Origin of the sequence: Bacillus methanolicus, assembly GCF_028888695.1 — a bacterium.
Classification (GTDB): Bacteria; Bacillota; Bacilli; order Bacillales; family Cytobacillaceae; genus Bacillus_Z; species Bacillus_Z methanolicus_B.
Genome location: NZ_PNFF01000003.1, coordinates 78,697 through 105,498 on the forward strand (window position 1 = coordinate 78,697; position 26,802 = coordinate 105,498).

General features: G+C 34.0%; 23 protein-coding genes and 1 riboswitch. Of the genes, 18 read left to right on the top strand and 5 right to left on the bottom strand.

The window, feature by feature from the left end; all coding sequences use genetic code 11:
• Positions 1-6 precede the first annotated feature (6 nt).
• The 5 genes from C0966_RS17360 to C0966_RS17380 all read left to right on the top strand — a co-directional run bounded on the left by C0966_RS17360 (position 7) and on the right by C0966_RS17380 (position 7,116).
• Positions 7-3,288 carry a type IV secretion system protein gene (locus C0966_RS17360; protein ID WP_274856873.1) on the top strand — a complete coding sequence of 1,094 codons (3,282 nt, stop codon included), beginning with the start codon at positions 7-9 and terminating at the stop codon, positions 3,286-3,288.
• A 6-nt stretch (positions 3,289-3,294) separates the two neighbouring features.
• Positions 3,295-5,193, top strand: a complete 1,899-nt coding sequence (locus C0966_RS17365) for a peptidoglycan DD-metalloendopeptidase family protein (protein WP_274856874.1) — start codon at positions 3,295-3,297, stop codon at positions 5,191-5,193.
• 43 nt (positions 5,194-5,236) lie between these two features.
• Positions 5,237-5,773 (top strand): hypothetical protein, encoded by a 537-nt coding sequence (locus tag C0966_RS17370; protein WP_274856875.1) that lies wholly within the window; start codon positions 5,237-5,239, stop codon positions 5,771-5,773.
• Positions 5,773-6,411: a hypothetical protein gene (locus C0966_RS17375; RefSeq protein WP_274856876.1), complete on the top strand. Its 639-nt coding sequence runs from the start codon at positions 5,773-5,775 to the stop codon at positions 6,409-6,411. The genes C0966_RS17370 and C0966_RS17375 overlap by 1 nt, the downstream gene beginning before the upstream one ends.
• A gap of 360 nt (positions 6,412-6,771) precedes the next feature.
• On the top strand, positions 6,772-7,116 hold the full coding sequence (locus C0966_RS17380) for a hypothetical protein (RefSeq protein WP_274856877.1): 345 nt from the start codon (positions 6,772-6,774) through the stop codon (positions 7,114-7,116).
• A 396-nt stretch (positions 7,117-7,512) separates the two neighbouring features.
• Here the strand turns inward: C0966_RS17380 and C0966_RS17385 are convergent, their stop codons facing one another.
• The 3 genes from C0966_RS17385 to C0966_RS17395 form a co-directional block, all read right to left on the bottom strand.
• Positions 7,513-8,793 (bottom strand): IS110 family transposase, encoded by a 1,281-nt coding sequence (locus C0966_RS17385; RefSeq protein ID WP_274854009.1) that lies wholly within the window; start codon positions 8,791-8,793, stop codon positions 7,513-7,515.
• A gap of 557 nt (positions 8,794-9,350) precedes the next feature.
• On the bottom strand, positions 9,351-10,094 hold the full coding sequence (locus C0966_RS17390; protein ID WP_274856878.1) for a homing endonuclease associated repeat-containing protein: 744 nt from the start codon (positions 10,092-10,094) through the stop codon (positions 9,351-9,353).
• An 11-nt stretch (positions 10,095-10,105) separates the two neighbouring features.
• Positions 10,106-11,089: a hypothetical protein gene (locus tag C0966_RS17395; protein ID WP_274856879.1), complete on the bottom strand. Its 984-nt coding sequence runs from the start codon at positions 11,087-11,089 to the stop codon at positions 10,106-10,108.
• Between the two features lie 165 nt (positions 11,090-11,254).
• Between C0966_RS17395 and C0966_RS17400 the strand changes: the two genes are divergently transcribed.
• Positions 11,255-12,157, top strand: a complete 903-nt coding sequence (locus C0966_RS17400; protein ID WP_274856880.1) for a hypothetical protein — start codon at positions 11,255-11,257, stop codon at positions 12,155-12,157.
• Positions 12,158-12,206: 49 nt separating this feature from the next.
• On the opposite strand, the gene C0966_RS17405 is transcribed toward C0966_RS17400, so the two are convergent.
• Positions 12,207-13,865, bottom strand: coding sequence for a helix-turn-helix domain-containing protein (locus C0966_RS17405; RefSeq protein WP_274856881.1), 1,659 nt, complete (start codon positions 13,863-13,865; stop codon positions 12,207-12,209).
• Positions 13,866-14,641: 776 nt separating this feature from the next.
• Here C0966_RS17405 and C0966_RS17410 point away from each other — a divergent pair.
• The 3 genes from C0966_RS17410 to C0966_RS17420 all read left to right on the top strand — a co-directional run bounded on the left by C0966_RS17410 (position 14,642) and on the right by C0966_RS17420 (position 17,582).
• Complete coding sequence (locus tag C0966_RS17410) at positions 14,642-15,754, top strand: hypothetical protein (protein ID WP_274856882.1); 1,113 nt, start codon at positions 14,642-14,644, stop codon at positions 15,752-15,754.
• A 747-nt stretch (positions 15,755-16,501) separates the two neighbouring features.
• The gene (locus C0966_RS17415; protein WP_274856883.1) at positions 16,502-16,972 is read left to right on the top strand and encodes a hypothetical protein; all 471 of its coding nucleotides are present in this window, start codon (positions 16,502-16,504) and stop codon (positions 16,970-16,972) included.
• Positions 16,956-17,582 (top strand): hypothetical protein, encoded by a 627-nt coding sequence (locus C0966_RS17420; RefSeq protein WP_274856884.1) that lies wholly within the window; start codon positions 16,956-16,958, stop codon positions 17,580-17,582. Before C0966_RS17415 ends, C0966_RS17420 begins: the two co-directional genes overlap by 17 nt.
• A 217-nt stretch (positions 17,583-17,799) precedes the next feature.
• On the opposite strand, the gene C0966_RS17425 is transcribed toward C0966_RS17420, so the two are convergent.
• A complete protein-coding gene (locus C0966_RS17425) occupies positions 17,800-18,132 on the bottom strand; it encodes a YolD-like family protein (protein WP_274856885.1) in 333 nt (110 codons plus the stop codon).
• 1,000 nt (positions 18,133-19,132) lie between these two features.
• Positions 19,133-19,218: riboswitch (cyclic di-GMP riboswitch) on the top strand.
• Between the two features lie 136 nt (positions 19,219-19,354).
• On the opposite strand from C0966_RS17425, the gene folE reads away from it, so the two are divergent.
• The 9 genes from folE to C0966_RS17470 all read left to right on the top strand — a co-directional run bounded on the left by folE (position 19,355) and on the right by C0966_RS17470 (position 26,783).
• The gene (gene folE, locus C0966_RS17430; RefSeq protein WP_274856886.1) at positions 19,355-19,924 is read left to right on the top strand and encodes a GTP cyclohydrolase I FolE; all 570 of its coding nucleotides are present in this window, start codon (positions 19,355-19,357) and stop codon (positions 19,922-19,924) included.
• A gap of 15 nt (positions 19,925-19,939) precedes the next feature.
• Positions 19,940-20,758, top strand: a complete 819-nt coding sequence (locus C0966_RS17435; RefSeq protein WP_274856887.1) for a 6-carboxytetrahydropterin synthase — start codon at positions 19,940-19,942, stop codon at positions 20,756-20,758.
• Between the two features lie 5 nt (positions 20,759-20,763).
• On the top strand, positions 20,764-21,465 hold the full coding sequence (locus C0966_RS17440) for an SDR family oxidoreductase (RefSeq protein ID WP_274856888.1): 702 nt from the start codon (positions 20,764-20,766) through the stop codon (positions 21,463-21,465).
• Between the two features lie 14 nt (positions 21,466-21,479).
• On the top strand, positions 21,480-22,424 hold the full coding sequence (locus C0966_RS17445; RefSeq protein ID WP_274856889.1) for an ATP-binding protein: 945 nt from the start codon (positions 21,480-21,482) through the stop codon (positions 22,422-22,424).
• A gap of 90 nt (positions 22,425-22,514) precedes the next feature.
• A complete protein-coding gene (locus tag C0966_RS17450; protein WP_274856890.1) occupies positions 22,515-23,591 on the top strand; it encodes an alpha/beta hydrolase in 1,077 nt (358 codons plus the stop codon).
• Between the two features lies 1 nt (position 23,592).
• On the top strand, positions 23,593-25,164 hold the full coding sequence (locus C0966_RS17455; RefSeq protein WP_274856891.1) for a methyl-accepting chemotaxis protein: 1,572 nt from the start codon (positions 23,593-23,595) through the stop codon (positions 25,162-25,164).
• A gap of 13 nt (positions 25,165-25,177) precedes the next feature.
• Positions 25,178-25,498 carry an STAS domain-containing protein gene (locus C0966_RS17460; protein WP_274856892.1) on the top strand — a complete coding sequence of 107 codons (321 nt, stop codon included), beginning with the start codon at positions 25,178-25,180 and terminating at the stop codon, positions 25,496-25,498.
• The gene (locus tag C0966_RS17465) at positions 25,498-26,355 is read left to right on the top strand and encodes a PP2C family protein-serine/threonine phosphatase (protein WP_274856893.1); all 858 of its coding nucleotides are present in this window, start codon (positions 25,498-25,500) and stop codon (positions 26,353-26,355) included. The genes C0966_RS17460 and C0966_RS17465 overlap by 1 nt, the downstream gene beginning before the upstream one ends.
• Positions 26,355-26,783 (top strand): Jag N-terminal domain-containing protein, encoded by a 429-nt coding sequence (locus C0966_RS17470; protein ID WP_274856894.1) that lies wholly within the window; start codon positions 26,355-26,357, stop codon positions 26,781-26,783. The genes C0966_RS17465 and C0966_RS17470 overlap by 1 nt, the downstream gene beginning before the upstream one ends.
• Positions 26,784-26,802: the final 19 nt, after the last annotated feature.

Genomic DNA, 26,802 nt, shown 5'->3' on the forward strand with positions numbered 1-26,802 from the left:
AACTTTTTGTTAAATGATAAAATAATGGACTTATTCCAAACGCTATTCGGCAAGATATGGGAATGGCTTCTGGGTCCATTTAAAGACTTGAGGGGATTTAGAGAACTTATCTATGGCAAAGATGGAGACACAGATTTAGCATACGGAATTTTCACATTGGATGAGATTAATAATATTTATGTTCCTGGAATGAATGCATTTGTGGCGATTGCAGTTACAGCAATATTAGTAGGAATTGTCTTTGCAGGAATGAAAATTGCATCATCAGGTATAAATCCCTCTAATCGTACCTATGTAATTGAGTTTTTTAAGGATCTCGTAATAGTCGCCCTGGTCTTTTTCAATCTATCAACACTTTATCACATAATTTTCGGTGTTAACTATACCATTGTGGAACTATTTGCTGGTACTGATAAGGAATTGATAGATATGAAAGATGAATTGGACACATCAAAAGGTGTTCTTGGAGAATTAATCATACAACTAGCTTTATTAGGATTAGCAATTTGGGCGAATTTTTATTATATGATGCGACGACTAACCTTATTGTTACTTATGATAATGGGGCCACTAATGATTGCTTTATACTTAATCCCGCAAACAAAAGGTATAACAATAGGTTGGTTAAAAGAGTTAATCGGTACCGTATTTGTTCAAGCTGTTCATGCAGCGCTTTATTGGATGATTGCTCTGATGTCAGCTTCTACATCGGGAATTGAAGGAATTATCCTTTACATCATCTTTATCCCGGTGGCAGAATCACTTCGTGCTTTATTAGGGCTCGGAGGACAAATGAATGACCGTCTAAGCAAATCAGCGGCAATGTTCGGTGGTGCTGCTATAGCCGGTATGTATGGTGCCATTAAGGGAGCTTTTGGTAAAGACAAGAAAAAAGATTCCGATAAAGGTGGAGAAGAAAAAGAAGGAGAAGGAGAAGAAGGAGAAGGTTCTAAGGGCTTGCTCTCAAATGCCGGTACAGATATTGGGTCAACTTCCCGAGCTGAAAGAATGCTTAAATCAGGAGAAATAATGTCAAAAAGTGGGAAAGCTGTATTTGGTATGGCTGGTGCGATCGCCGGGGCACCTATGGGGCCTATAGGCGCGATTGTAGGTTCAACTATTGGTGCAGGTGTTGGGGGTGCTGTAGGTGGAGTTTCTGGTAGAGCAGGAATGGCAGTAGCTGAGGGTGCAGGAAGACGCTTAGCAGCAGGAGTTAAAGCTGGAGCCAATAAATTCAAAGGGATTCATAATGCTGAAGCCCTTGCGGATGAGAAATTAGCAAACGCCATCGCTGACGATGAAACAACTCAGTGGGCAAATCAAAATAAAGATAGCTTCATGGAAGATCTTAAAGAACGATTCCCGGATGCTCATGAATCATCTCTAAATAAATTATGGGATAAAGAGGTTGCTTTAAAACGGGGAGAATTCCTTGAAAAAGCCAGAAATACCGTTGGACAATTGAAAAAGACTAACGGTCAACATGCAAGAGCTTCGGAATTGGTAGATTCAACAGTTAATAACCTTACAAATGATTGGGCGAAAACCAACAAGGAACAGTTTATGAAAGATTATGATTCTAGTAATCCACTTCCAGCTAATGCAACGGAAGCTGATATATTAAAACATAATCAAAACAAAGAAGCAGCATGGCAAAAAGCTGTAGAAGGAAAAAGGCAGGCAATCAGCAGTATTGCTTCAAAAGCTGCTGACAAATTAGGTAACGGTATTTCAGCTGATCAATCCTTTATTAATAAAGAAGATTTCGTAAATGAAGTCGGTAATCAAGTAAGTACAGAAATAGGAAAAGGCGCAAGAGAAAGTGTCATGGCAGTTAAAGGAGCAACAAGCTCAGTAAAGAACGCTTCTATCTATTCTGGTAAATCTGTAGACACTCAATATCTTGCTAGCCAGCTTGCAGGAGTAAAAACTGCTGAAGCTAGAAAACAGTTTATTAATAATGCTATGGATTCTGGTATTAGTAAACAAGAAGCTATTCAGCAATGGGAACAGGTTGAGGAACCAAAAGCTTACCAAAACAATCTCAGGCAAGTGGCACAAAGTATGCCAAAACATATTCCTTTAGATCATGTAATAATTGAAAATAAAGCTTTAAGGGTCGGTGGTGCAGTCGCAGGAGCAGTAACATCTGGATTTGTCGCTAGTTCCGGAGTAAAAGAAATTGGTCAATTTGTTGCTGATACAAAACTCGGTCAAGCAGCCTACGGACTTGCAACAGGTTTTAAAGAAGGAACTAAATTTGATTTTTCTCAAGGGGTTATTAGCGGAGTTACTTCCGGATTAAGTTCAGGAATTAAAAATGCAAGTGTTACAGCTGTATCCAATTTCAAAAACCACATTGCCAGTGACGTAATTGGGAAACAAGCAGGTTTTAAAAATGCTGTAGCCTATGGTGCTGGTATTATTGGTGGTGTAAAAGGATATAAAGCAGGAGCTCATTTTGCATCAGCTGCTACAACAAACATTAGCAAAAAAGGGTTCAATCCATACAACAATGCTGTAAATATCCAAATATCTGAAGTCGCGGATATTGCTCATATGGCTGAAACAATTGTGGGGCCAAACGGACAAACAATGCTAGCTAGTGGTGCAGTTCGAATGGTTACAACAGCCGGACAAACCGTAATTCAAGTAAGAGATAAAACAGGACAGATTCAAACAGTATCTCGAATTGGATCTGGGGACTCTAGTCTACAGAAGGGTCAAACTGTTTATCAAGATCTGACTATTCAAAATGGCCAATTAGTTCCAAGTTCCAATGCGTATATAGAAGATAGCGGAGGAGGAAAAATTACTCTTAACAGAAATGTAAATGTAAATCCAAACCAACTGGTTGGAAATCGTAATACGCCTAATAATCCTAGAGTTGTGCAAGAAGTTCAGAGTTATAACCAACTGGTAGATAGTGGCCAATATTATTTGAAAGATTCTATGAACGAAATGTCTAATATCCATATGGTTGTTGATCGTAATAGAAGTTACTTAGTAGGAAGTAAAGACGGAAAAGAATACAGAATTTCTCCTTATGGTCCGGGAGATGCAAGACTTAATACTGAAGAAGTTATTTATAGAAAATGCGAAGTACAAAACAGAAAGTTAATTACAACTACTTCTCATAGAGGTTCTTTAGATAGCGAAGCTACTGAATACTATAACTCTATTCAACCTAGCGATTTGGTTCCACAATATCCACCTAATAAGCGGAATTTAATTAGAAAACAAAATGAAAAATTTCGAAATAAATCTTTTACAGAGTCTATAAGGTGATAACTTATGTTACCTTTGCAGAACGAACAGGATTCCGCTATTAGAAATTATGCAGAAAAAAAAATCAAACAACAAGGAAGCAAATTAGCTAAGAAATTAGCTAAGAAGGGCGCAAAAGCAGCTTTTAAATTGATAAAAGCGGCAGCAATGAAATTTGTTGCCCTTCTTGCTAAACTTCTTGCCTGGCTAGCGAGTATCATTGGATTACCAGGTATCGGTATTGGATTTTTAATATTAATTGCTCTCCTTGTTATCTCTTTGGCATGGTCGTATCTTTACGGTACAGGTGAGGGTCTACAAGGTTATGATAAAGAAATACATGAATATATAGTTGAGCAGGCCTATAGCACTGTAGATATGGACAACCCAATTGAACGTCCATATAGAGTTCCGGAGAAACTCATAGCTGCAACTATTCAATTAGAGGTTTTTCAAAAAAATGATGATATAAAAGAAGTTATCAAAAAGATGGCAAAAGCATTAGCCCCTACTTTTGATTACGGAAAGTATGATGAATGGATAGAAAATCAAGTAACAATTTGTGAAGATGGTATATGTACAACAGGAGGAATCCAAAAAACTCAAAATATGGTAACCAAACTTAACCATGTTGATTATTGGAACGGCTCTACTACTTTCAAATATACCCCTCACGTAACAGATTGGGAAGAAACAGTCGAAATTACTTATAAAACGATTAAGGTTCCGGTACAAAAGAAAGACAAAACAACACCAGCAGGGTTTGTCATTGTTATGGAAGACAGAGAAATCGAAGTTAAAAAAATAACGAAAACACGACGACAGTATTACACTTCAACTCAAAGCACAACTACTGATTATTCAACATTTGATGCTATATTAAATTCTTATGGATTAGGAATTAATGATAAAGCATTGGTTGAATCTAACTATCTGTTTATGGGAGGAACCATTGCTTATACTGATTGGTTAAAGTCAATGGGTATAGGAAATTTTAGTGGGATTTTCTTTGACGGAAACATTATCCCTGGGGCTGGTGTTCCTCCACAATTCATGCCGTATTATCTCGCTGCTGAAAAAAAGTATGGGGTTCATTGGTATGTTTTGGCTGCAATGCATTGTATCGAGACCACCTTCTCAACAAATCCAAACATGGTCTCTTCGAAAGGCGCTATCGGCCATATACAATTTATGCCAGCCACATGGGTTGGATGGAAATACGATATTGGCGGAGGATTGGTTTCACCCAATCTTGATATAACTAGTCTCGCTGTAATTGCGTCTGGGGGTGGATATGGGGTAGATGCCAATAATGATGGCAAAGCAGATCCATGGAATATTGAAGATAGTATTCATTCTGCTGCACATTATCTTTCAAGTGTGGGGTATTCGAAAGATGTCCGCAAGGCACTTTGGCATTATAATCACGCCGAATGGTATATAAATGAAGTTTTATCAACTGCTGAGACTTTTAAAAATGCTGCTAAATATGAAAGCGGTGGGGAGATTCCTCCATTAAAACCGGGAAGTTTTATGCGTCCGACACTGGGACCAGTTACTTCTCCATTTGGATATCGTGATGGAGAAATCCATTTTGGTATAGACATTGGCTCAGGCGGAAAATCAAATGTACCTATTGTTGCAGCAGCCGATGGAGTGGTCCATCGTTCTTACTTTTCAGAGTCCTATGGGAATGTTGTATTTATTAAACATAAAATTAATGGACAACAATATGAAACAATCTATGCTCATATGCAAAATAGGGCAGTTGCTCCTGGTGCAACTGTAAAACAGGGTCAATTCCTTGGCTATATGGGTGCTACCGGTTGGGCATACGGAGTACATTTACACTTTGAAGTTCACAAAAATGAGTGGACAAAAGAAAAAAATAATGCCATTAATCCTGCTTTAGTTGTTCCATTCTAAAAATATAGGGGGAATTCCCCCTATTTAAAAAGGAGGAGCCATTGTGAAAAAATGGTTAATATTACTATTGATAATGACTATGATTTTTATGATGGGTGCATGTTCATCAAAAGAAAAAAAATCGACTTTTGGTGATGTTAAAGTTACTGGTGAGAATAAGTCCTATTTAGAGGAATACGACAAAGCTTTACAAGGATATATTAATGAAATGACAAATATCCTAAAAACCTTTAATAATGCTTTAGACGGGATATATACACAGAAATATAGTAGAAGTCAATTCACAACAGCCCTAACAGCAAGTATCGAAAAATCAAATAAACTTGTTACTGAGGTAGAAGCATATGACGTGAAACCAGAATTGTTTGAAGCTCACCAAAATCTTATTGTTCTTGTTAATCGTTCTCATCAACTCTTATTAGATGCTATTGATATGGCTAATCAAGAGGATAGTGAAATCGAAAAAGACGTTTTACGAAATACCTATCTTGAAATTAAAAAGGAGCAAGCAAACATCGCGAATCAATGGAAAATTTTAAGGGAAGAGCTACAAGCAGCTGAGGAAGGAAAAAAGAAATAATGATTAAAAAAACCGTATCGGTCATAGTTACACTCTTTGTTTTATTTGGTCTTCTTATTTATTTAATTATTGCTCCTGAAAAAGAAAATAAGGAAATTATTGAATTAAAATCGACAAAAGAGGAAGTATTAACCGAAATCAACAAGACAAAAGAATATGTTAAAAAAACTTCAGAATGGATGGAAGCAGATACCGGAGAATCAGATATAGGTTATTATAATCCTCCCCACGATGAAAATAGCAATCGAGATCAAAAAAAAGACGTTGTAAAATACTTCATTGCTGGTTTAATGACAAATGATGTAGACATTTTCTTATCCAGTTTTTATCCACAGACAATTTCTGAAGATTTATTTAAGAGTAAAGTACAGGATAAAACTAAAGTTGCAGAGGATATAATGAACCAAATTACACGATCTGGCCGGTTAAAGGAAATCCAATATGCTGATAGAAAAGGGATTTTCAATTCTAAAACAGATAAACTTTCCCTTACATTTATTTACAATGATAATAAGCAGGCTAAAGTTACATTACATGTACTGCCTGTACAAGATTCACATCATGAACACGAAGAAAATATTTTCGTTATCACTACATCCGCATGGCTTATCATAGAACAAATAGAAAACAGCACTTAGATTAACGGGTTCTCTTGATGGGGACAAAATAATCAAATAGCACTTAAAATCGCAGACCTATTCGCAAAATCGGATAGGTCATTTTTTATTGATATGTAGCCATTTACACAATTTTAGCAGCAAAAATAACACAAATTTTAGCACAAAAAAATACTTGTACAATAGCTATTGTACAGTGGTATTTCGTGTGATTTTGTTTACGATTTTACAGTCCAAAAGGTATGCTGTATTTACTTAGTTAGAGAAAGTTTATTTTGCGATAAATGCAGCCAAAGGAAGTTAAGGAAATAAACATTTTCCAAAAATATGGAAGTGTTATGATAAAATATATGTACAGGTTGGATAAAAAGGGGATGCAAAATGAAACGATTATTAATGCTCTCAGGCTTAATATTGCTTTTTACTCTTTTAACAGCTTGCTCGTCTAACTCATCTTTAGAACTTGTAAAATCAAAAGTTGATATTGTTAATGATAAAAGCAAAGTTGGTGCAATAGGTATAACAGAAGGTGATAAGAAAGGGCAGGAACTTATACCAACGGCATTATATTATGAATTTGAAATCAAAAATAATGGTAATAAAAAAATAGGAGGAATTGGTGATAAGCGGTTACAAGTAAAAATTGAACCAAATGATAAATTAGCTGCTATCTCCAAAGAAACAGTTGGTTTTAATATTTTTAAACCCTCCCTCTATATACTTTAAAATTCTCCCGAATACTCACGTTTTCTCTAAATTTCATTAACACCTAATAGTTGATCCACCGAAAATCATGGTTATAAATTGAATTTATTTAAATTTCTTACAGATGGGGGGCCATCCTACCAACCAAACTGGTATTGTTTGGTAATAACAGTTATGACCGTGCGCAAAATCTCCACTCATCTCACGGTCGCTAACCCTCCCATGTATCACCGGATTGGGATCCATACATTCCTTCGTCCTGCGTATCCATGAGGTGGAGGTCGGATAAGCTCCTCAGCTGGGTCATAAGCCCGTATGGTAAAAATAAACTCCGACTCGGCACTATTGGTGTTTGTCTTTAGAAATACTTGAAGTATTCGATAGTAATTTGATTAACAAATTGGTTAATAAATCGGTTTAAGCAACTTGTAATGTAATTTGAGGCAAGCCTTGCAATAATTTTGAACCATCAAATTCACACTGTTTTTGACCAATGACAAATAAGACACGTAATAGCTTACAACACAAAGCGATGAGAGACTGTTGCTTTTTTAAAGGCCTTTCAGATCGTTTTGTATAGTATTGATGTAAAGCTTTAAAAGTTGGATTATGGGCAACGAGTGGCCGAATCGCTAGGTACAGAGCTTTACGCAGCCTGCTTCGTCCCCGTTTCGTTATTCTGGTTTGTCCTTTAAATTTTCCAGAACTATGCTCACGTAATGAAAGGCCTGCCAGATTAACTAATTGCTGAGGGTGACTGTACTTTGTGAGATCACCCACTTCAGCGAAGAATAGAGCGACTGTTGTAACACCTAACCCAGAAATATTCATCATTTGCTTAGCACCTGGGATCGTTTCTACAAGAGCTTCTAGCTCCTGATCCAACTCTTCCAACTGCGTTTGATAAAGCTCATATTGGTCAATCAGATATTCCATTTCACGTTTGGCAAACTGAATCCCGATTTGAATTCCAATGCTCTTTTTGGCCGTTTCCACTAGTTTCGTTGCTCGCTTCATTCCAACTCCTCGTTGTACAAATGGCTTCCACTTTGAGAGAATCTCTTCAGGTGTCATTTCTTTAATTTGAGAAGGAAATGGAAACAGTTTTAGCGTGCAAAGAGCTGCTTTTCCTTCCCAATCCCCGAAAACATCGAAAAACTCCGGAAAATAACGTTGAATCAAATTTTGAATACGTCCTTCTGTGATGGCAAGCTGTTGAGTGAGCTGATCTCTTATTTTGACGCCTTCTCTTAGTTCCGCGTAAATGCCGTCTAAGAGATTTGGTACGGAGTATCGGCCGTCTTTAATCAGCTGTGCAATCACTCTGGCGTCTTTTGTATCGTTTTTTGTTGGAGAGTTGTCATCAAGCTCTTTGCTTTTCTTTACATGCATCGGATTGACTAGCACAAAGTCATAGCCCTTTGCGGTAAGGAAATAAGCGAGATTTAACCAGTAGGGCCCGGTTGGTTCAACCCCAAAAATCACATGGTTCTTATCATTTTCTTTTTGGTGTCGATTCACCCAATCTAAAAGCATTTGGAAACCATGTATGCGATTTTCAAAGATCAAGCGTTTTCCAAATTCAATTCCTCGATCGTCTTGTGCCCGTGCCACGTGTTTGTCTTTGGCAATATCAATGCCGATTATTAATGTTGATGGTGTGATTTGCGAGATTTTTCGATTTTGAGTATAATTCATTATTGAGTCCTCCTTGGTAACTTATTAATTCGGGGTCAATGCATTGACACCCTGTACTATACCAAGAGGGCTCTTTTTGTTTCAAACCTCAAATTTCTTCATTACAGGAATGCTCTTCATATAATGAAACGGGTGTAGGATACGGAGCTTCTTTTGATGGGGAAATCCTTCCTAATAAAAACGGGAAATACATTTTAACTTTCGATTTGGGTGTAAGCGAAGAAAACCCACAAGTTCCTTTAAGAGTTCCATCAAAAGAAAAGCTATATAAACTTAAGGAAAATGCTTTAGATGCTTCTCTAATAGTAACTTTAGATGGTAAAGAAATAACTCGTTTTAACTTAAAAAAGGAATAGTTAAAATTGTGCTATTTAATTTGATGAAAAACAAATAAAAACAGTAAAGCATCGGTGCTAAAACCGATGCTTTTTTAGGTGTTAAATTATTGTTATTTTGTATGTTTTTTTAACTTTTGTCCCCCTGAAGAGAACCCGTTACACTTAGATAAGCGCTGTTTTTTTTTTGGTTTTCGGAATACAATACTGTTTACAAAATAGTCATTCTAATTTAGTGGTTTTAGAAGATACTAAATCCTTAACTTCGGCTTTAGCCTTTTTCCAGGAACCAAACGTCTTAAAATAAGTTTGACTGGAAGGTAAAAAGTTTTTCTTTGCATATTCATCCCATTTGGTCATGCTAAAATAAAGAAACTTTTCTTTGTGATTAAGAGCAATTTCAATTAGATCCTGCTTTGTAAAATGCGACTTCTTTGGTTTGTTAATGATTGATAAAATTTCATCATAATCGAAGTGTTTCTTAATTGTCTTATAGGTAGGCAACCTGTGTTCTTTTGCATACTCATCCCATTGTTTTCGATTAACAAAATTTTCTCCATGTCGTAAAAGAATTTTTCGTATAGCCTCTTTTGAATATATGTCGTTTTTTCTTTTTTCTGTTCCTAAGCCAATTTGTTCTTTTGCTTTTTGCCAGCTGCCAAAGGCATTTATATAAGTACCTCCTGATGGTAAACCATTCTCTTTTGCAAATTCATCCCAAGTAGCTTTGCGCAAGAAATGTTCCTTATGTTTTAAAGCAATCTCTTGTAATTGGCTCAATGTATATGATCTCTTCAATACTGGTAAAGATAAAGCTTTTTTAACATTATTCCAAGAACCAAAATGATATATTAAATTAACAGAAGCAGGAAGACCATGCTCTTTAGCATAGACATCCCACTTCTTAACGGTTGTAAGATACTCTATATGTGGCTTAATAATCTTAATTAATTCTTCTTGATTCATCGAATACTCCTTTAAGCCTCTATCTGTTTTTCAGATTCACGCATCATCCTAACAATATCTTCATTTGTAGCATTAAGAAGAGTTGCTCTTTCCACTAACTTATCAAACTCTTCTTTGTCTGTTGCATTGCTTATTCTATTAAGGATAGCATTCTTGATTGTAAAATATGAAGATTGAATTTCATTTACGAAATTCTCATACACAGGATGATTGCTAAATGCTCTGAATTTGCTCAGCATATCTTCACTGTTAGTTAGATAAAACGCCTCAATCTTTTCGTTAGGAACTATCTCCAGTGGTGTTTTACTTTCTTTTTTTACTGCTTTAATGAAGAATTGCTTCGGGATATACTCAAACATAGACTTAGGTTTGTGTTTAACTTCATTATACTTTTCAACCGTATACTGTACTCCAACTAAATCACCTGCGTCATATTCAGCCGTTTCTAAATTGATTGGCCGAGGTAAGAACATATATAATTCATTATTTGCTGTTACCCCTAAAAGAAACAAATTATCTCCTACTGTCGGAAGGCGATTCAGGCGAATAAGAGCTTGTTCTTTAGAAATTTTTTCAGAATATTCATCAAGTAATCTTTCCATTGGAGTAGCTTCCTTTTCCTTTGAAACATCGGAATCCTTATTACCTTTGATAGCCATACACAAACCCCAAATAATTAGGATTGGATATCCAATCAAAAAAACGATACCAAGTGCTACTTTTTCACCAATACTAGTAGAAAAAAATCCCCCAATAATCCATATTAAACCGAGTAAAATTATCCCACCAATAACTGTTAAAAAGTATAACTTCAGAAAAAACATAAGAATATTTAGTCCAGTTATTCCTGCTTCTCCTTCATGAATCAAGCCTATTCTATCGAAAAATCCAACAATCCCAACAGCTTCTAAAGCCGGCAGAACATGTTCCCATTGCCAAGCCACTAGGGTTGCTACAACAATTCCCAAAAGACCCGCTAAACCCGCTTGCTTCATTCTATAATATTGTAACGCCCCATTTGCAATACTAAGTAAAGTGTTAACGTATCTCACCACCAATTTTATAATAAACGAACCAAATACTACACTGAATTATAGTTATTATAATTCCTAAATATGGTAATGTCAATAAAAATAAGGGTTTAACAGGACTTTTTCTGTATGGAGTTGATGACAATTTTTCTATATCCTATGTTGCTTCAGACACACAATGAGCCCTTTGATAGCCCCGACTATCTCCATGAAGTAAAACTTAATGGAATTCGTTTGATTTACACTAAAGATATTAAAGGAAACGAAAAGCTGTATACCAGACATCGTACGGAAATAACATCAAAGTTCATTGAAATCTTACAATTACCTGTACCAAACGACTCTGTTTTAGATGGTGAGCTTGTTTGTTTTCAAAAGACAACAAAAGGTATTTATACAGAAAATTTTTCTCGGATCATGCAAAGATTTAGATTAAGTAACAGTGTAAAAATCGAAAATGCTGTCTTAACTTTTCCTGCAACCTACATGGTATTTGACGTATTAAAATGGAACTCAGTCCCAATGGTAAAGAAAACACTATTAGAAAGAAAAAGACTTTTAAGTAGTGAGTTTATAGAAACGGATTACGTTAAGCTAATTCAATACTGCTTATATAACGGTATTTCGCTGTTTAAAAAGGTTAAAGAGTATGAAAGGGAAGGTATAGTATCTAAACGCCTAAATTCGCCTTATTTAGTTGCAAAAAGAGCTTCTAATAGGGAATGGTTAAAAATTATCAATTGGACGATTGTAGATGAAGCATATATTATGGGCTATCGAAAAAAAAAGTTTGGATTGCTAACATCTAGAATAGATGAATGGAGTGGGGAAGCACGCCCCCTTGGAATTGTTGAATTTGGTATGTCTCCTGAGCAAAAAAAGGCATTTTACAGGGTTAGTACGCAACTAATAATTGGTGAAGATAAAAATTTTGTTTATCTTGAACCGGTAATTCGTTGTAAATTAAAAGGGCGTGGATTTTCGGATAATGGATACCTAATTACACCCATCTTTGTTGATTTTATCTTATAGTTCTTATAGGATACTTAAATAAATAAAAGTAAGCAGGCCCGGCTTACTTTTATTTCTGATTCAACCAATTTTTCATTTTAATCATGTTTTCTTTTGTAGGAGTTTGTATCTTTCCATTTTCATATCGTGAAAGGGTAGTATGAGAAATACCGATTTCCTTTGCAGCCTCAGCTAATTTTTTCTTCCGCATAAGCCGGACTTTTTTCATATTTTCCGGAGTGACTTCTAACTCTGTTTCATTGGTACTGGCTGTTTCGCTTTCAGTCATATTTTTTAACAATGCCGCGAAGCTCATTTGTTCATACGTTTGTTCTACCACTTCAAGTCCTAACAGCTCTTTTTCTCTATATTGGTCAATAATTTCTTTAGGTGGGACAATTTGAACCTTAGCATTTATCCAATGGTCCCGAAACCAATTCCTATCCTTTTCTATAAGAGTTTCATCAAATTCATTAAAGTAGTTCCATTCTTTGATAATTCCGTCCTGCTGCAGCGTATCCATGATACTTTCAAATTGGTCTTTTATTCTGGAACCATAGCGGGCATTTTCCTGAATACCCATAACATTTAAAAGTCCTTTTTCACCGCCTATACTATATGGCCTTAAGTAATCCGCACCTTTCTGACGGATTCTCCATTGCCAAGATAAATAGCGCGCAAGACGTTTATGGTATTTTTGTTTCACCGGATTATATTGTAGTGTTTTCAAGGCTAGTAAACCGCTGCTACGTTTCGATCCATACAAGAAGTTGGCCAATAATTCCCCAGGCCGTATTTTACACTCATAAATTCCTACTGGCTGTGAATTTCGATACGCAACCGTCACACTGTCCAATATGAAGAGAGGATTAAACTGCACCTGTTCTAGCTCCTCAATTTCATTGCTATCTGCATCGACAAATCTCAAATTGTCGCGCTCTATTCGTATCCATATCGTTGTTAAGGCGGCAAGCCGTTTCATTATCTCATCACGTTCTTTTTTTCGATAACCAGTTTGGTATCCATCAATTTCAGATCTTCCCTGTACTTGTCTTAAATTAAGGGCATCATCTGTATGGAAATTGATCATTTGCTCCTTATGGGTAGCCTGTTTCATCCATAAAATTGAAATAATATCAAAAATATCAGCTGTTAGATCATCCATAGAGGTTATAGCCTGGGCGGTTAAATTTTTCCATTGCTCAATTTCTTCAGCTGATAATTGTGGTGCATTTTCATTAGCTCTTAATTGGGCTGTTGCTTGTATGGTTTTCTCGTTAATGAGAGCAGTTGGAAAATCTTTATTATCTTTATTAATCTGAAATTCATTTTTACTGATGGTTTCCCTTAATTTATGAAATAAAAGAGCGGAGCCCGATTCAATAAATCTTTGATCTAATAATTGCGTCACAATGTCCTGATTAGGGCTTACTGTAGACGAAGTTTTTTTTTCGATATTAATATAGGGAATTACAAATTCCCGGATTTGATTTTTGTAGTTATGTATCCAATCTTCAATTTCTTGCATATTTAATACATGTTCACTAGATAACCGATTGATAATAGCCAAAAATGCTTTAAGAGACTGACATGGCTGAAAGTCCTCATTATTATATTCTGCTAATTTCCTCAAATCTGTTTTCCATTTTGCAATTATCTCTGGATATTCCGGGAAGGTATCATTTGCAAACTGAATGAACTTTTTTTGAATATCATTTTGTTCGATCATTAATGATCCCCCTAAGCCTTCATACATATCAATCTACTATATAACAATATTTATACGAACTATACCTGTTGTCAACAAGCTCACGATGCACAAAATACTCGATTTATAAAATAATATGACGTTTCCTATCACAGAAAGTAGTGGAATGCCTTTATTGGTTAGGCTTTATAGATGCACAAAAATAAACAATATTGACGTTTCCCTTCACAATGATGCACAAAATTTTTTTGTGCATGTATATCTTTCAAGACGCTTGCCTTCACAGACATGCACAAAATAACATTACTTTTTTGATATGCACAAAAATAAAGAGTTTCTCTACCTTAAATTTGTAAGATTTTATCCATGCACATAATGTACATTTTTTGACGTTTGCTTTCACAGACATGCACAAAAAAGTATAGATTCCACAAATCTACTAAAAAATTGACGTTTCCCTTCACAAGCACATGCACAAACTTTTGTGCATCCAGATATAAAATATACAATATTAAAACCTAGAAAAACGCTAGAAAGCTTGATTTTTCATTAGTTTTCTCTACGCACAAATCTTATCTGCTTTGACGTTTGCTCTCACAATAGGGTAAATTTAGTTATTTTTTATGACGCTTGCTATCACATAAAAAATTTTAATGTTTTTTCTAACCCTTATGGGACAAGGGGTAGAGGGCTATGCACAAAAGTGCAAGTTCTTTAATTAAAGGAATTATTTTGCTAAAAATGGCTTTTGTTATAATCCATAACAGAATTACTAGGTAAGAAAGGAGTGAGGGAATATGAAAAAAATCAAAATAGACGGATTTAGAATGCACCATGCTATTTTAAAAGAATTTCATACCATTCGAGATCAATCATTCGAACGCCCTCCTGCTTCTGCCTATGTGGTTTATTTAACGATGCTAAAGCAATTAGACCGTGAGAAAAACCAGAGAGGAATCTTAAAGGAGTATAATCTTGCCTATTGGGCAAAAAAACTTAAAATCCCTTATTCTTCTTTATACTCCGGTAAATTGTACTTAGAGAAATATCATTTTGTTAGAGAGGAAATACATAATGGTTTGCCGGTCTTAGTTTTAAAAGATATTGAAAAATTAAATAATCCTGGACTGGAAGAAGGGAAGTTAAACTACCTTCTAATTCCTCATGCTCTTTTTGAAACAAATATATTAGCTGAATTGGTTCGAACTTCTAACCCAGAGGGTATTGAATTGATTTTGTCCTTATTTAATCAATTCCGTACAGCTATGTCTAAAAAAGAAGTTATCGAATTACATAAGCTGCGCCAATCAAGAAATATGTCAACATTAAAAAAACAGTTGAATAAAAACGCTAAAAAGGTACGGGAAATCCTAAGCCTTCTTGAACCATTATTTACTATAGAATATGATGGCTTGGAATATCGTGGACATCAGATATGGGTGAGAAAAGTATGGATTACTTTAAAAGAGAATTGTGTGAAGGAACAAAACTCTGAAGAATTTAAGGTAGATCATCTTACTGCAATTTTATCTCATGAATTAACCTATTTCTTAGATGGTAATAAATTGAAGTACAAACCGCGGGATCAGTTTGATATAATGATTTCCTTTAAACAAGAAGTCTATGATAAGGTCAAATTCATTAAAGACAACGAAAACTTTAATTTAGAACGTGCTGTAAAAAGATATTTTCTCCAATGTATGGATGATATAGGCGCCTATATTTACCAAAAAAGAAAACAAAATAAAACCTTTAGAATTTATTCTCTCGGAGCTCTTTTTAGGAAAGCGTTTCGGAACAACTTTGTTACTTTCCTTAAGAAAATCCCATACGAATTAATTCACGATGCAAAGGTAGAACAGTATGTAAAAACTGGAACCATTCCAGATTTTGCAAAATTTAATATCTAAGCAGCCTTGTAAAAAAATTAAGAATTTACAAGGCTATTTGCATTGGTTTAAGTTTATTGTTCCCAGACCATACATAAAAAAGGACATAAAAAAAAGGACATGATCATCATGTCCTCATTTTTATGTTAAAAACGATTACGAATGTATACTTGTGGATTTGTGGTAATTTCATTTATATACCTATGAATATATGAGTTTATAAATAACATTCTTGTTGAAATGTGAAACCATCTTTAGGTTTTCTGTTAATTTCTTAAAAATTTGATAACAAGATTCTTGGACAAACGTTCAATCCCTTGTCAGAAAAGGGAAGGGTGTCTCCTGTGAAAAGAGGCTTATTAATTTTGTTTTTTTTAATAAATCTTTACTTTTAATATTTTATGTTTTCTTTATCTTTATATGTTTTTTATCAAAAAAATAGTGCTCTTTATAAAAAGAGGCACCTTTAAATAAAGCTTATTTAACTTTAACACTAACTAATTTAACCCCTGCTTTTTCAGCTTTTTTTGTAGCCTTTTGGAGCTTCTTTATTAATTGTTTGTCATTCCGCTTTATATTTAACATCTTTATTACACCCCTTTCCTTACTAACCGCTTTTTACTATCCAAAGTATTGACAGATAAAACTAAAAATATACAAATATAAGTTCTAAATCTTGTCCTTTCCATCTATACATCTATTAAAGAATGGAAAAGTGGAAAAATGACCATGTGTTTAAGAAAAAAAATAAGGAAAGAAGGGAAGAGAGTGGGGTACATTAATCCTTTATTTAATAAACCTACAATAATAAACGAAATAAAACTGAAAGAAAAAACATTAACAAAAGCTGTTAAAAATCGCGCAGTTCGAAAAGACAAAACTCATAACATAAAGTTTCCTGTGTCACCAATAATTCAAATGAAATTAAAAAGCTATTGTAAACAAGCTGGAAGGATTTATAAAAAACAAGGGAAAGAACCGCTTAGCCAAACAAAATTTAACACGCTTTTACTTCGATTTGGGCTGCAACATGAAGAAATTCTTAAATGGACGCATGATTATAACGATACAAAAGTGTACATGCATACAAACATTTTAGAAACGGAATATACAGAGATAGGTGGTCCTCATGGTTTAGCCATACGGAAAAACTTATCAGACCGAAAAGTTGTTTACCAAATAATGCTTTCTGTATTGCAATGGCTGGAAGGTGGGGGAACTCTTGAGAAAATCTTATAGTAGTTTAAATCTTCTCCAAGAGCGTTTATTAGGATTAACGGAGACAAAAGGTCTGTTCAAATCATTACTATCTAATAGGAAATATCTAACAATTACAATGCCATACTACGATTATATAAGAGGGAAAATCTTTATAGAGGATCTACGTGACAACTTTGGAGAAGATGTTCCTTATAACTTTGATATGGGGGTTTTGCTTCACATGCTTTACGATGATTTTCTTGCCCAAATCAAAAAAGGAGCAAAAAATGAAGAAATTGCTCTATACTTAATAAGAGGAAAAGAGAAGCATTTTAAGAAGAAAAAGCAGAAGCGGGTTATGAAGGCTCTCACAAAACATATATTTGAGTTTGAAACAGTAGAAGAGGAAGATGAATATTTTGAGTCGCAAGAAAGTAAAATAGCTTACTTAGAGCTTAGAATACGTGAGTCAGAGGTATTGAGAGGGGAAGTCCTAATTTATGATTTGGAGCCCTTTATGAAAGGCATAAATGTAACTATTGAACAGCTAATTAGCATTGTTTATTTAGATTTTATCGAAAATGTAAAAAGTGAAGGGAATTCACTAAAAGTACAAAAGTCAATCCTAGCTCATTTAAAGAGATTTTAATGTTTTTAATAACCAGCTTTTATTTGTTGTATTTTATTGTAAAAGCGGTTTCGCTAAATTTTTTTGCTGGAATTCTCCCCTTCAAACGTTTATATGGTTGAAAATAATTCCTTAACCTATTTTGAAGGGAAGAGATCAAATGAGAAATAAAGACATAAAGCAACAATTAAAGTAACTCTTATAAGAATTAAATCGATACCCCACAAAAGTGGGGTTCTTATTCTTGAATATCAATAATACAATCGATTCTTATTTCTTGCCAGTCGCCAAATTTATCAACAATCCGAATAACTCTCTTTTTTTCATCGAAATAATGTATTCTCCCGATAATAATTTCATACCGGTGATTATTATAATATGTAACCGTAAGTTCTTTTGGAAATTCCATGCTATCGGAGATAATTTGGTTAAAATATTCTAACAGCTGTTCATCTAAAAAAGGTTTTTCTATATATTCTTGTTCTTTATGTAACTGTCTAAGGCTTGAAACGAATTCTGGTTGTAGTGCTACTGTAGGAAATTTTTTGAGTCCTCTGTCTCGAAGTGTCATTTTTAATCCCTTCTTTAAAAGAACGTTTGTTCTTATTTTACCCTCTTGATTCATAAATCACAAGGAATACCTTGTGATATTTCTTGAATATTTGAAAAGAAAAAATGCAAATTAATCTAATAAGATACGAAATGGCTAACCCTTTACAAAATCGCTACCGATTCCTTATCCCTTAAAAAAGCTGCCTTTTGTCGATTGTTAAAATGCTTTTCATATTCAAAATTTAAAAAATCTAGAAATTCATTTATCTCCTCTTGATCAGAATAAATAACGGAAATAATTTTTTTGGCCCGGCGATTGGCCATTTCTTTAGTTTTACTTACCTTTATCTTGCTGAAAACATTCCGATAAAAATAGTACTCACCATCATCGTTTTCTGTCTCTTGTGTCAAGTAGTTAAATAAAGATTTTAAAGCATTTATATCCTTAATACAGTCTCATTTGAACGCTTCTTTTCAACGCCTTCTCGTTCGCTTATGAGGTGTCTTTCGTTAATAATGCATGCTTCTATAGAGTCATACCTCTTAATGTACTTTTTTCCTCTCATTCTTTCTCGTTTATTTAAACAAATAATATATCATAAGAAAACATTATTTATTGGGTATATTTTACTATTTAATTATCTAAATATTGAAAAGGGTTAAAACACAAAATAAAGTTTTTGTTTAATAAAGTCGAATAAAGTTGAAAAAATTATATGAATTGGTATAATCTAGATGAATTCATTACATTTGTAATAGGAATATATTACTATTTGATGAGTTGAGACTAAAAAGGTAAAAAAGTTTGATGAAGGATCTATCGAAATATAAATATAGAAGTTTTTTGGAAAAAGACAAGAATGCTCCAGGATAAATAGGCAAGCATAAAGGTTGTAAAAAAGTAAACGAAAATACTAATGTGTAAGAAAGAAGTTATTTTATATACCTAAAATAGAAATAAAAACCATTTGAATCAGGTGAATATTGTCAATGTAAATTTAATAACAAATGGATAATTCCTTCGATAATGGCAAATCCATCGAAAGGTGGAGACGCAAAGCTACGGGCCTAAGGAAAATTTATCTATGGTCGCCGGGTTACCGAAAAGGATTGGAGCAAGCATAGTTAATATGTCATGTGTAAATGTTTTTAGAAACATTGCACTGTCTCATTAATTGTCCACCATCCTTTTTGGTGGACTTTTTTGTTTTACTATAAATCTACTAACTGGAGGAACACATATGAGAAATGATTTACAAAAGGAATTATTAGAGGGACATATTCGTGCAATTTTAGAATTAATTGGCGAAGATCCAAATCGTGAAGGCTTGTTAGATACACCAAAACGTGTAGCTAACATGTTCGAAGAAGTATTTGCCGGAATAGGCGTTAATCCCGAAACAGCTTTAACAACTACTTTTGAAGAGGTTTATGAAGGGTTAGTTGTTGTAAAGGATATTAATTATTACACTTTCTGCGAACATCACCTAATTCCTTTTTTTGGTAGAGTTCACATTGGATATATTCCGAACGGTAAGGTTGTTGGTTTAAGTAAATTTGCTCGTCTAGTTGACCTTGTTTCAAAACGGCCACAAGTTCAAGAAAGAATGACACAACAAATTGCCGATGCTGTTATGAATGTACTCCAACCTGAAGGAGTTATTGTAAATGTTGAAGGACAACATCTTTGTATGTGCGCTAGAGGAGTCAAAAAACCTGGCAGCTCAACTGTTACGACCATAAAAAAGGGTGTATTTAAAGAGAATGTCTCGTTAGCAGAAGAGTTTGAACGGGTTCTTTTAAAAGATTAATAGGGGGTGATTTAATTGCTCTACCTTTCAAGAAAATTGTATTTCTCTGCCGCTCATTCTTATCGTATTGAGGAATGGAGTGAAGAGGATAATAAAAAGGTTTTCGGTCCATGCAGTAATCCAAACGGTCACGGACATGATTATACTTTAGAAGTTATGGTTAAAGGAGAGTTGAACAATAAATCTGGCATTGTTGTAAATATTGCCGATATTGATAGAGTTGTTAAATCATTTGTTCAAACTGAATTAGATGGGAAATTTTTGAATAAAGAAATTCCTTATTTTAAAGAAAATATTCCAACCACAGAAAATATAGTGACCTATTTGTGGAATTCATTAGATGGAAAAATTGAGAACTGTATTCTTCATAAAATCCGATTACGTGAGAATGATTTCTTATATTCAGAGAAGGAGAAAGAACAAATGGTTCGATTAACACGAAAATATCATTTTTGCACAGCCCACCGATTACATAGTGAATTATTAAGTGAGGAAGAGAATATGGCTCTCTTCGGGAAATGCAATAATCCATACGGGCATGGACATAATTATTATTTAGAAGTTACAGTAAGTGGAAAGCCTGACCCTGTTACTGGAATGATTGTTGACATTGCTAATATGGACCATATTGTAGACGAGGTCATTCTACAGAAATTTGACCATAAAAATCTCAATTTAGATACAGAGGAATTCAAGAATTTAAATCCTACTTCTGAAAATTTAGCGATTGTAGTTTGGGATTTACTATCGAAGAAGCTTTCAAATCTCTACAAAATAGGCTTATATGAAACGGAAAAAAATTACTTTGAATATTATGGGCCTAATAAGGAGTAGAGACTATGGAAAATAAGGAACAGCTAAAAGGAAAAACAATTGTTATTACTGGTTCCAGTAAAGGTATAGGAAAAGAAACTGCGTTATTACTAAAAGACAGAGGTGCAAACCTTGTATTAGGCAGCCGCAGCAATATAGAAAAAGTTAGTGAAAACCTTCTCGAATTACCATTAGATGTGAAAAGCGAACAATCAGTAAAAGAGTTTTATGAACGAGCTGTTAAACATTTTGGAACTATTGATGTTTTGATTAATTGTGCAGGTGTAGGTATGTTTGCAAACACCATTGATTTATCAACAGATGATTTTGACCAAATGATTTCTGTTAATTTACGAGGAACATACCTTACATGTAAATATTTTGGCAAACATATGGCTGAACAAGGGATAGGGCAAATTATAAACTTAGTATCAATCGCTGGAACAACTGCACTGCCAGGATGTGGAGGCTATTCCGCATCAAAATTTGGTGTTCTAGGCTTAACCAAAGTGTTACAACTAGAACTTCGACAAAAAGGAGTCCAAGTCACAGGGGTTATTCCTGGAGCGGTTAGCAGTAGCTTTTGGGAAAATATTGAACCAAAACCAGATATATCGAAAATGATTCCTGCAGTTACAGTTGCAAAGCATTTACTATATTTAATTACTCAACCGTCTGGGGCATTTGTTGATGAGATAACAATTATGCCACCTCTAGGAATCTTATAGAGGGGGTTACTTTCTTGAGGCGGTTATTAGATAAAATTTTGAAACCTTCTTCTAAAGAAACTCAAATTGGAACTCCGTCTCTCCCTTCTAATTTAACTTTTACGGAACTAGCCTATATGACTAAGAGGGGTTTTCTTGCGAAAAAGCTAGGTCACTATCTTGGCTTACATACAGATGAAGGGGATTCATTGTTTTTTCTCTCATTATCTAAATCTTCTTTTGCGAATCCAAATAAAGAAAATCAAAGTGAATTTATTCTCTATTTAAGTGAACAACTATTGAAATGGAGCGATCAAAATCAAGATGTTCCACAACAAATAAAAAGTTTAGATATTAGAGTCGACATTCAAAATGCTATGTTAAAGGCTTACGAAATATACAAAAGCGACTTATTTAACATACCAGCAGAGAAAGAGAAAACAGTTTCAACTAACCTAACAAGTAACGATAAATGGGAAGTTTATCGAGATGTCATTTTCGCAGTAACTCAAGGAAAGTTTTTGCTGATTAAGAAAGAAGAAGTGAACAAATATAAAGAAGGAATCGTATTATGTGAAGGAACGATAAAAAACCGCTCTGATATTCCAATTTGCCGTACCCTTGCAAGAGAAAGTCTAGAGTTAGAGGGTTTTAATAAAACAACTATAATGAGTTGGTTATTGGTTTTGTCAGAAGCTATTACGAATATCGTTAAGCATGCTGAAGAAGGAAAAATGACATTAATAAAAGATGAAAAGAACCAGGAAATAAGATTTGTTATCGAGGATAAAGGTCCTGGATTCGCTTTAAAAAATTTGCCTAAAATGACTCTTTTAGCTGGATATTCAACAAAAAATTCTTTAGGTCAAGGATTTACTTTAATGATGAAGATGGCTAAAACGATTTCTCTGTTTACTTCTTCAGAAGGGTCCATCATTATTTTAATTTTTGATTTAAAAAAAGAGAATACAACGAAATGAAATGCAAATACTAAAAATTTGTATAGCATTAGCACAAAGAATAGGAATTCCTCTAACATTGTAAATTAACTATGAATGGAGATGACAAAATTGCAATTACATATGAAAAATACAATCTCCAAAACGATTGAAAGAACATTGAGAACAGCTCAACTGATTGATCCATTTTGGGAAAGGTGGCTAGTTCATGGAATTGACTCTGATGATTTAAATCGAGTTAAGCCACACATAAAAACTCTCAAAGGATGGATTCAATCCTGGGAAGAACTAGCTGAAGAAAAAATAAAAAAAGCTTCCATTCTAGAGAAAAACAGTCTTTATTATGAATCTGAATATTTGTATCGCCAAGCAGCTCTTTGTTTTAACCTGAATTATTGGATTTATCCGGAACGAACAAAGGAAAAACAATTTTGGTATAACAAATGTTTAGCCTACACATATAAGGCGGATTCACTATCTGAGTTTAAAGTAAAATATACATCTATTTACACAGATGGTATTCCATGCTCTGGAAGAATTCGGATTCCTTCTACCCCAAAAGGATGTATTGTCATCATTAATCCGATTGATTCATCTAAAGAAGAATTGTTTAAATATGAAATGGAATTTTTGGAAAATGGATATGCTACGGTAAGTTTTGATGGACCAGGACAAGGAGAGACTTTCACCATGAATGGATTAATTGGTTCTGGAACAAGATGGGAGCTTTTCACAACCAATTTGATTAATTATGCCCGAAACATTTTTCCTAATCTTCCTATTTATTTATTCGGAACCAGCTTAGGGGCAACTTGGGTATTGCTTGGAAGCAGTCATCCTGAAGTTAGAAAATCGGTAGCGGTCAGTCCTGCGGTGGAACTAGAAAAAATGAATATGCCTAGTTATTTTCAGGAAAGAATGAACATTGCGTGCAATTTAGCTCCAGATCAAAAGACGATACCAAACTTTAGCGAGATCAATTATCAATGTCCTATTCTAGTGTTCCATGGAAATAAAGATATGATGGTACCTAATGAGGAAATGTATAAATTATTTGAAAAACTTCCAACTGGAAAACAATTAATAGAATATAAAGATGAGGGACATTGTTGTAATAACAAGTTAGATGAGATTCGTAAATTATCATTGATGTGGTTTTCTGATAAGTGTTTAAGTGAGGTAAATTGATATGCAAGGTAAAAATTTAACTCTACGCAGGCAATTTCTAATAAGAATCCTTTCAATTTTACTCATGATCGCTCTTGTGTCTGGCACAGTTCAAATTTATTTAATGAAAGGACAGATTGTTAATCAAACCAATAACCAAGCAGAAGCAATAGCAAATAATGTGCTAAGAGCAATACAAGGAACAGAATTAGCAACAACCACGATTGAACATCAAATTGATTTAAAATTAGTTTCTTATTCCAAACATATTGCCGACTTAATTAAAGATAAAGAAAAAAATGAAATTACAAATACGGAACTTATAAAAATTCGAGATCAGTTAGGATTAGCAGGAATTACTATTTTTTCAGAAACAGAATCTAAGGATGATATTGTGGGTTTTGCAGCAACAGAAAAAGAAGAAGTGGGATTTAGTTTCAAGGAAGCAGGTTTCTTTGAGATTGGACAAGTTTTACTCCATAAAGAAAAACCTACTCTTTCAGGTGCTACATTTACGGACAAAAATATTGTTGTTTTACCAACAGCACAATCTGCCTCACATAAAGATAAACCAACTTTTTTTAAGTATGCTTATTATCATGTTCCCGATACTAAATACATTATCAATCCTTATATCGAAGCAAATGAAGTACACAACTATATTAAAGCAGTAGGACCAAACGCAACGATACAAGAATTAGTTCAAAAAAATAAAATTGTCCAAGAAATTGCTGTTCTAAACCCTAAAGTGTTTGCCGATCCTTCACTTGAAAAGCAGTTATATCCACCACTAAAAAAGGTTGAAGCTGGAAGCTTTAAATTGCAAACGAAGAAAGACAATGAGTTTCTGACTAAATCTAATATTAAAAAAAGATCATATATAGAACGAGTAAATGGAAAAAAAGTATATAAAATGTTTCTACCACTAGATGAAAATAAAGTTATATATTTGGCGTTAGATTATGGAAAAATGAGCGGGCCTCTCTACCGTCATTCAATCATATTAATCATATCCGGACTTATTTCCCTTATTGCATTATTCCTGTTAACTGCAAGGTTCTTTAACAGAATCTATGAAAATATTCAAAAAATCAAAAGTCAGATTCAGTTACTGGAAGAGGGAAAATTAACTGGAAAAAGTGAAATTATGGATGGTAGTGAGCTAGAAAAATTATCTCAAAGTACAAACCGAATGGTAGATAAATTAAATAAACTTGTAAAGGATATACAAGAACAAGCTGTTAAAACACAACGACTTTCATTGCTTTTAGAAGCGGAAGCCTCTCAATCTGTTGAGAAGATGTATGAGTTATCAACGGAAAATACGATTAAATCTAGAGATTATTTATATGAAATTACAGAGTTTTTAGATGAAATTATTGAAGTGTTAAATCCATATAAAGAAAATGATAATGTTGCTAAAATCATGGATAAAGTAGAGGTAATAAGACAAGTTGCGAATGAACGCACAGCTGCAACGACAGACATGACTATCACCCTTTCAGATTTACTTCATTCATTACATGGACAATCTAGAGAGTTATCTGACATATCCAACACCTTACTTACATACATGAGCAAATTTAAACTTTAAGGGAGAGAGTATTATGTCTTTAACTGTTAAACAAGAAGAACAAGCGTCAACCATAATCCTTAAAATAAAAGGTGTTTTAGATATTACAACTTCCCATGTAATAGAGCCTTACTTAGAAAAAATTGATAATGATATCAAGATATTAATACTGGATTTAACTGAATTAGAGTTTATTGATTCTACTGGTATTGGATCCATTATGAATGCCATCTATTTATCACAGGAGAAAAATATTCAACTTAAACTTCAAGGTGTTAATGAATTAACTCACCATGTTTTTGAGACAGTTGGGCTATATCAGATTCTAGAAACAATACAAGGGGAGATTCATTAATGTATAAAGACAATCAAATTTATGCCCATGAAGACTCCTCTAATGAACAAAAAATGATGGATAAAACATTACAACGAGAAATTGACTTAGCCAGAAATATCCAAATCCAACTCTTAAATGGAAAAACTCCTGCTTTCGAAGGTGGGGAAGTATCCGGTTTTTCCCTTCCTGCTAGATTAATTGGTGGAGATTATTACGATTTTTACCCTTTAGTAAATGGGAAGATTCGCATTGTTATTGGTGATGTAATGGGTAAAGGTATTCCTGCCGCTATGTTAATGATTTTAACAAGAGGCGCATTTCGTAGTGCAGCTGAAAATACAAAAAGTCCAGGAGAAACTTTATATTCTATTAATCAAGCACTTTATGAAGACTTACGAACATTGAAATCATTTGTAACTCTTTTTTGCGCTGATTGGGACCCAAAAACAAGGATTCTTACTTATGCAAATGCAGGGCATAACCTGCCGCTTTATATCAAAGGTAAAGAGAAAGTGGTAGAGGAACTGCCGAAAGTAAGTGGTATCATGATAGGTGGACTTCCAAATCAAGTGTATAAAGAGAATAGTATTTATTTAAATGAACTGGACACCATATTCTTTTATACAGATGGAATTATAGAGGCTCAAAATAAAGACTGTGAACAATATAAATTGGAACGGCTTATTCAGGCGTTATTAGATAATGTTGAAAAAGACGTTGGAGAGATTAAGAAGAGTGTGATGGAATCAATAATCAATTTTACAGAAGGTGTTCCTCAAAAAGACGATATAACAATGGTTTTGTTAAAGGTGTACAAACAAAAAGTAGATAATACCAGTTTAAATTCTCTGGTAAAGTTAGGGGGAATGTTGTAATGCAAAGTATTGTCTCTAAAGGGAAAAATATAAAAGAAGCAATAAAAGTAGGATTGGAATTATTGGAAACTACAAAAGAAGAAGTAAATATTAAAATTATTCAGCATGAAACAAAAGGCTTTTTGGGAATTGGGAGTAAAGACGCTATTGTGGAACTTACCAAACGTGAAGCTAGATCTTCTCAATTTGAAAAGGAAAATAAGGCAGACCCATTTGAATTAGTTGAACAACTTGTTTCCCAAAAACCAGACGAACAACTAGAACAAAAACAATTAGAGACTGCTTATACTAAAGGCATCATAAATGACGCTGACTTGATTAATAAAGAATCAGACTCTCTTACAGGGAAGGTCTGGGTAAAGAATGGACAAATTTATTGCAAATCTTCCCTACCCATTTTCCAATGGTATCTATTCCTGATAGTATAAAGTTCTATAGAAACAATCA